Raw genomic sequence first — 6,602 nt, 5'->3', positions numbered from 1 at the left:
TCCGCGGGCGCCGACCTGGGCTACCCGGAGGTGGAGGGCGTACGGACCCCCGAGTGGGAGCAGTCCGGGATGTACATGGCCAGGCTGCACACCGCGGCCGCGGTGGACGGCGAGGTGACGGCCACCTTCATGCGCGTGGCCGGCCTGGTCGACCCGCCCACCGCCCTGATGACCCCGGAGATGCAGGAACGCGTCGCCCGGGGCTTCGAGCGGGCCCAGCCGCTGCCCGCCTGAACCAGCCGGGTACGAACGGTCTGCCCCGCGGGGCAGACCGTTCGTACCCGGCGGCGTCCTGGCCGGCGACACCCATGCCCACCCGGTGTTGCGCGGCCGTTCAGGCCGCGAACCGACCGCGTTCCCTGACGAGTCGCGGGACGGGGCGGCCGGGGCGTCGAGCCCGTCGCCGCAAGGCGGACGGGAATCCCCTTCCTGAGCTCGCGAAGGGAGGAGAGAACCTCAACGGTCGGTGTCCTGGTCGCGGAGCAGTCGGCGGCCGAGGGCGTCGGCCCACTCCTGGGCCCAGGTCATCAGCTCGTCGACCAGGGCGGTGTCCGCTCCGTACGCCTCGAACTCGGCGTCGTCGATCCAGGCGACGGCAGTCAGGCGGGTATGCAGGGAGTCGAGGTCGAAGCGGTCGCGGGCATGGCGCCGGCCGAATTCCTCCAGGTCGGTGGTGGTCCAGCGGCGGGAGGCGGCGAAGACGTCCAGGGCGTCACGGGCGAGGCCCCGCTCGGCCAGGGCACGGACCTTGGTACCGATCACGTCCTCCTCGGCGAGGACGGGCCCGTACGCGCTGGAGGCGACGGGGCGGAAGAAGACCTCCTTGAGGACGTCCACCTCGCAGGTCTCCTGGGCGTCCGAGCGGGTGTCCGTGACGTTGAGGCGGGCCGAGAGCGGAGCGACCTCGATGACGTCGGCCTGCCAGCCCCGTGTGGTCAGACCGTCGGTGAGAGCACGGACGATCTCGTTCATGGGCGCCGGGTTCTCGGTCGCGACGTCGAGGTCCTGGCTCGGACGGGCGAGGAGCTCGTGGGCCTGGACGGCGTAGCCGCCCGTGATCACCAGGGGATAAGGAGAACCGATGGCCAGGACGTCCGCGAGGAGGCGGGCGTGCAGGTCGGGGAGGATCACGCGACGGCCGCGCCCTCGTGCGGGCGGCGCCGGGCGGGGGGCTGGGCGGCGGGGAGGTCCGCCAGGGCCCGCAGCTCCGGGAACGCCTCCTCCCACACGCCGCGGACCGTGGTCGAGACCAGGATCCGCAGGGTGGGCCACAGCCTCAGCAGGAGGTCGTGGTTGAGGAGGGCGCACAGGTCCTCGCGCATGCCTTCGGCGAGGACGGTGCGGTACAGGCTCATGCGCTGCCGTTCGTTGCCGAGGTCGAAGGCGCGCAGTCCGGACCAGACGACGGTGGCCGACGGCTCCACGACCCCCTCCGCGGGTCCCCGCAGCTCCAGGAGGTCCGACGGCAGACGGCGCCGGAACTTCTCCCGGTACAGCCGCAGGTCCGTGCCGCCCGGGCCGGCGGGCCCACCGGCCCGGGCTTGGGCGAAAGCTGATCGCTGCGGCACGGATGACATGCCTCCATTATGTCGGCTGCGCCCCGGGGAGGGAGTCGTCAGCTCCGGTGCGGGCTTGCGGTCGACGGTCTCGGCGGCCGGGCCGGGTCCGGAGACGTCTGCTTGCTCGTCCCTGTCCGGAGACATCGGGCTGTCATGTACGTGAGGTCAATGAGCACCTGTCTCAGGATCGGTGCTCATTGACCTCACGTACATGAGTTCCGGTCCCGGAGCTGTTCAGGTCGCGCGACGCAGAGGGACGACGACGTCCTCGCCGGTGCTCTTCGCACTGAGCCTGTAATAGCTGATGTGTGCGAGCCGCTCGGATTCCTCGAGCCATCCGGCCTCCACGACCTGGCGCCGGGTGCGGGAGAAGACGGTCGGGGACATTCCGACGAGTTCGGCGAGCTTGGCGCCGGTCTCGACGACGGCACCGGCGCGGTCGGTGGGGTGCATCGCGTAGAGCATGACGACCAGGCGCTGGTTGGCGGTCATGCCGGCCGTGCGGTGCAGGACGTCCAGGAGCTTGTGCTTGTCGTCGTTGTTCACTGGACCTCCCACAGTGAAGGAGCCGTCTTGTTGAAGCCGGGGATGTCCGGCGGGTTGCATGTCCTGATCGCTTCCCGTTGCTCGATGCCGGTCCCGTGGAAAGCAATGTACGGGCTGATCCGGTAGAGCCTGTAGTTGCCGATGCGTCCGCGCTCGATCAGGATGCGCTGTTTGAGCAGCTTCCGGTTGATCTTGCCGACGGCATCGGCGGTCATCCCGACCTTCTTGGCGATGTCCGCGCCGGTCGCCCTGAGCGGTGCCATGCCCTGAGGGGAGACCCCGATCCACCACAGCACCATGTACTTCTGGCTCGGGGTGAATTCCTTGCTCTCGGTGATCGCTTCGACTCTGGCCTTGTCCACCTGGATGTGCTCGCCCGAGAAGGCATAGGGCGCGTAGGGGATGGCCTCGCCGGTGTCGGCGTCGACCAGTCTGCGTACTGCTCCCAACAGGCCCTCCCGTGGCCGGACATTGCCTTGACGTCGATGAGCGGCGGTCCTCAGCGCCGACCAGATGAACTCAACGTACATGAGCGTGGAGTTCATGTAGTCCGCTTCCAGGGCGTGTCGCTCCACCGGGCATCGATCCGCAGCCGAGGTCGCCCCCCAGGGAAAGCAGCGCCGGCTCATGTACCTGACGTCAATCTGGTCGGTTCCTGCAGGCGTGGTCACGGTTCCTGGAACATGGGCACAGCGGTTCCCGGAACTGCCTGCCCTGCCCTCAGGAACCGGGTGCACGATGCTCAGAACCGGCTGCCAGATCGTCAGAACTGTGTGCAGAAAGGTATCTCTGCTGGTCAGGGCGTTCTTTCTCCGCGCGCCCTCTCTTACAGCAACACAGACTGTCGCTTACGGCAGCTCCCGCCCACACACCGTGCTCCTGAAAGCGGTCGCGCGAGGCACTGCTCAGCACCTCCCCATGGAGCGTTCACCGCGGCCCCCGCTTCCAACCTGTCGCCGAAGAACCCGGCCCCCTCCCCCGTCCTCAGCCGACGAAAGCACGCCACGACGCGGCCGCAGCCGACGAGCCACCCGTCACGTATGCCTCCATCAGCCCGTGCCGACCTCGGCCACGCATTCGTCGACGCCCTCGACAAGCCGCAGCCGCCCAGGCACCCGCAGGCCCCGTCGGTGCACCGGAGGCCCCCAGGGGCCGACGGCGTACCGACCCGTGGGCGCGGAGAGCCGCGCGGAGCCGGCTTCCGTCCGGCCCTCGCAGATGCTGCGCCACCCTCACGGCACCACCCTGTTGCCGCCCGACGACGACCACCAGGACCATCAGGACCTGTTTGGCGGATCATGTGACCGGCCCGTGTCCGGGGTAGTGACGCGGGCACGGGGCGGGGGAATGAGGTGTCCTCTCAAGCAGGCCGAGTCCGGCCGCCGCACCGTGACGGGATGCCTGACACGGCGCAGCGGACCGGGGCCGTCCAGCAGCCCCTCCGTGTCAGGTTCAGTCCAGTGCGCAGCGATCGAGTGCGGTACGAACCTGGTTGAGGCCCTCCGCTCTCCAGTGGTCCCGGTCGGGCATCTGGTCGTCCCGGCGCCAGCGCCAGGCGGAGAACATCGCCCAGTTCAGGGCGCGGCACCGGTGGATCAGGTCGTGGTCGGCCCCCGCATAGCGCTTTCCCACTTCTTCGGGCGCATGGGCGAGGTCGAACTCGATCGGCCCACGGCAGCAGGTGGCGAGGTCTACGAAAAGCGGCCCTCTCCTCGTGTTCAGGAGGTTGCCCGGATGAGGCTCGCCGTGCAGCAGCTGGTCGCCGGCTTTGGCGCTGCTGATCACGGCGCTCAGTCCACCAAGTGTGTCGCTGAGGAGTTCCCGGTCGGAATCGGACAGTTCGGGAGAGCGCTCCCGGTCGTTCACCTCTCTCAGTGCCACGGCGGCTCGATCGGTGAAATGCGGTGCGTCCAGATCGATCCGGCGCAGGGCGGCATGATGCCGCAGGAACACGTCCGCGTAGTCGGCCGGGGCGATCTCCGACCCCACCGGTTCGTAGTAGGTCCAGAGCGAAACGGCGAAGGCATCACGCGGATGGACCCGGGACTCGACCCGGGGCTCGAGCTCAGCCACCGGAGCGTCGACGGCGGAGAGACGGCGGGCAACCTCGACTTCGAACTCGGAGTCAGCCAGATGCCCCAACGGCGCGACCCGAGCCAGGACATCGCAAGGGACCAGACGCAGCGCGACGCGGTCCGAGTTGTGGATGACGATCGCGTCGTCGACCTGAAGGCCCAGTTCCGAAGCGGTCGCCCGCCCTGCCTCAACGGCGCGGCGGAGTTCTGACGGCTCCATGTCCTTCTCCTTCAGTGTTGAGTACACATACCCGTCCGGGGACAGCGGCGATGCCCCCGGTGTCTTCGTGGGCATCATTCGGCGGCCACCCCCGGACCCGGCGCCAAGCATCGCAAGGCAGGACCCGCACAGGCCCGAGGATTTATTCGGCCGGTCATGTGGACGGCCTGCGTCCGGGTCGTCGACGTGGAGCATTCCGAGGCCGCGCGGTGTCGAGTTCCACCGGTGGTCGTCACCGGCCTTCAGAGCGTGGTGCCGGAGGGCCGACGGTCCACGGCCCCTGTGGTGTCCCGAATACACGAGGGTTCGCTGCCGCCTGCTGCTGCGCGACGGGGTGAGGCGGTGCGCGTTCGGGCGGAGCGGCGTTCGGGGCCGCCATCCGCACACGGCGGTAACACCTGTTACCATGCGGGTATGGCGAAGACGCAACTGGGTGCGCGCGTGGACGAGGACGTCGCGGAACTCGCGAGGAAGCGCGCCGCCGACCTGGGACTGAGCATCGGGGACTACCTCTCCCGGCTGGTGGAGGACGACACCAGTGGCCTGCGCGCCCGCGCGGTGGACGCAGCCACCCGCTTCCTGGCCGAACACCAGGCACTCTTCGACGAAGCCGAGGACGCCCAGCAGCCGGAAACGGCTCGGGGAGCACGCGCCGCCTGATGAACCCGCACCTCGACGTTCCCTGGATCCTGCAGGTCGCCGAGGCCGCCGGGGTGAACGATCCGGCCCCCGACGACTACGGCGTCCCGGTCTCGGCGGTCGCCCGCCACCGGGCCGAACTGTTCGAGCGGCCCGTCTACGACGGTCCCTACGCCAAGGCCGCCGCCCTGGTGCACACGCTGGGCCGCTGCCGCTGGCTGGAGCGCTCCAACCTGGCCGTCGCCGCCGCCACCGGCGTCATGTACCTCGAGGCCGCCGGGATCACCGTCAAACCCGCCCGCGAGGACGCCCTCGCCCTCAAGGACCTGCTCCTGGACCCGGCCTGCACCGCCGGGAAGATCGCCGCCCTGCTGCGCGACTGGCCCACCACCACCACCTGAAGGGGCCCGTCACCCTGGACATGCCCGACGGCACAGGGACGGGGCTCATCGGCCCGACCGCGTGCACGGTGGCCCGGTACGCCCGGCGACGAGGGGCGGGGCGGGGACCGGTGACACCGAGCGGCATGCCGGCCGACGCCGCTCACCGTCTGCCTCCGGTCCGACGGCCCGGCCTCACATCAGATGTCGGGTGAAGAACCGGACCACGGCGTCTCCCTCGAACCGCGGGACGCCGGTGTGCCCGCCCATGTTGGCGTGCAGGGACTTCTCCCTGGAACCGAAGGCGTCGAACAGGTCCAGGGCCGTCTGCCGGTCGTTCCCCTCGTCGTCCCACTGCAGCAGGACGTGCAGGGGAACGGTGACCCGGCGGGCCTCCTCGAACATGACGCGAGGCACGAAACTCCCGGCGAAGAGAGCGGCGGCCACGATGCGCGGCTCGACCACCGCCAGTCGGACGCCGACGGAGATCAGTCCCCCCGAGTACCCGACCGGGCCGCCGATCCCGGGCAGCGACAGGAGGAGGTCCAGGGCGGCCCGCCATTCCGGGACGGCCTCGTCGACGAGCGGGAGGACGAGGGCGTCGACGATCTCGTCGCCGACCGGCTCGCCGGCCTCCAGCGCCCGGCGCAGGTCGGCGCGGGCCTGCTCGAGGGCGGGCCGGCGGGGCCGGTCGCCGCTTCCGGGGAGCTCGATGGTGGCCGTGGCGAAGCCCTCCGCCGCGGAGTGCCGGGCCCGGTCCATCAGCCGGGGGTACATCGTGCGCAGTCCGAGGGGAGGGTGGCCGAGCAGGATCAGCGGCACCGGTGCGGATGCGGAGGCGGATCCGGGCGTCCACAGGATGCCGGGGATCTCACCGAGGGTGAACTCGCGTTCGAGGACGCCGTCGTCGAAGCGCCGCTCGGAAGTGAATCGCATGGTCGTGCCTTTCGGGAGTGCACTGGAACGGCGCTCCCGGACGACCTATCGCCCGACCGCGACCCCGGAGGGGAGCACCCATGTCGGTACTGCGTTCACGGGTACCACCTCCTCGATCTCTCGCACGGCCGCCGGAAACGTAGCAGCGGTCGCCGCGTCCGCCCAACGGGTTTTCGCGGAATTTCTGGTACCGCTGGCCGCCATCGCACAGGCGCACGCACTGCTGGAGGGCGGCTCTGCCGGCGAG

The 6,602-nt window shown here is 70.1% G+C and carries 8 protein-coding genes and 1 pseudogene; 3 read left to right on the top strand and 6 right to left on the bottom strand.

The window, feature by feature from the left end; translation table 11 throughout:
- A pseudogene (locus ACIA6T_RS32695) lies at positions 1–234 on the top strand (FAD-binding monooxygenase); the annotation flags it as partial.
- Between the two features lie 222 nt (positions 235–456).
- On the opposite strand, the gene ACIA6T_RS32690 reads toward ACIA6T_RS32695, so the two are convergent.
- The 5 genes from ACIA6T_RS32690 to ACIA6T_RS32670 form a co-directional block, all read right to left on the bottom strand.
- Positions 457–1,131, bottom strand: a complete 675-nt coding sequence (locus ACIA6T_RS32690; RefSeq protein WP_399450142.1) for a nucleotidyl transferase AbiEii/AbiGii toxin family protein — start codon at positions 1,129–1,131, stop codon at positions 457–459.
- Positions 1,128–1,577 carry a hypothetical protein gene (locus ACIA6T_RS32685; RefSeq protein ID WP_399450141.1) on the bottom strand — a complete coding sequence of 150 codons (450 nt, stop codon included), beginning with the start codon at positions 1,575–1,577 and terminating at the stop codon, positions 1,128–1,130. Before ACIA6T_RS32685 ends, ACIA6T_RS32690 begins: the two co-directional genes overlap by 4 nt.
- A 216-nt stretch (positions 1,578–1,793) precedes the next feature.
- Positions 1,794–2,105, bottom strand: coding sequence for a replication initiation protein, RepL2 (locus tag ACIA6T_RS32680; protein WP_383356213.1), 312 nt, complete (start codon positions 2,103–2,105; stop codon positions 1,794–1,796).
- Positions 2,102–2,554 (bottom strand): MarR family transcriptional regulator, encoded by a 453-nt coding sequence (locus ACIA6T_RS32675; RefSeq protein ID WP_399450146.1) that lies wholly within the window; start codon positions 2,552–2,554, stop codon positions 2,102–2,104. Before ACIA6T_RS32675 ends, ACIA6T_RS32680 begins: the two co-directional genes overlap by 4 nt.
- Positions 2,555–3,557: 1,003 nt before the next feature.
- The gene (locus ACIA6T_RS32670; protein ID WP_399450140.1) at positions 3,558–4,400 is read right to left on the bottom strand and encodes a phosphotransferase; all 843 of its coding nucleotides are present in this window, start codon (positions 4,398–4,400) and stop codon (positions 3,558–3,560) included.
- A 414-nt stretch (positions 4,401–4,814) separates the two neighbouring features.
- Here ACIA6T_RS32670 and ACIA6T_RS32665 point away from each other — a divergent pair, with 414 nt between their 5' ends.
- Together ACIA6T_RS32665 and ACIA6T_RS32660 are read left to right on the top strand one after the other, a co-directional pair.
- Positions 4,815–5,060: a hypothetical protein gene (locus tag ACIA6T_RS32665; RefSeq protein ID WP_399450139.1), complete on the top strand. Its 246-nt coding sequence runs from the start codon at positions 4,815–4,817 to the stop codon at positions 5,058–5,060.
- Complete coding sequence (locus ACIA6T_RS32660; protein ID WP_399450138.1) at positions 5,060–5,440, top strand: fic family toxin-antitoxin system, toxin component; 381 nt, start codon at positions 5,060–5,062, stop codon at positions 5,438–5,440. Before ACIA6T_RS32665 ends, ACIA6T_RS32660 begins: the two co-directional genes overlap by 1 nt.
- 174 nt (positions 5,441–5,614) lie before the next feature.
- On the opposite strand, the gene ACIA6T_RS32655 is transcribed toward ACIA6T_RS32660, so the two are convergent.
- Positions 5,615–6,355, bottom strand: a complete 741-nt coding sequence (locus ACIA6T_RS32655) for a dienelactone hydrolase family protein (protein ID WP_399450137.1) — start codon at positions 6,353–6,355, stop codon at positions 5,615–5,617.
- Between the last annotated feature and the right edge of the window lie 247 nt (positions 6,356–6,602).

Source organism: Streptomyces sp. NPDC051740 (assembly GCF_044453165.1).
Classification (GTDB): Bacteria; Actinomycetota; Actinomycetes; order Streptomycetales; family Streptomycetaceae; genus Streptomyces; species Streptomyces atrovirens.
The sequence above is the reverse complement of the archived record's forward strand: the minus strand, read 5'-3'. Positions and strand labels throughout refer to the sequence as shown.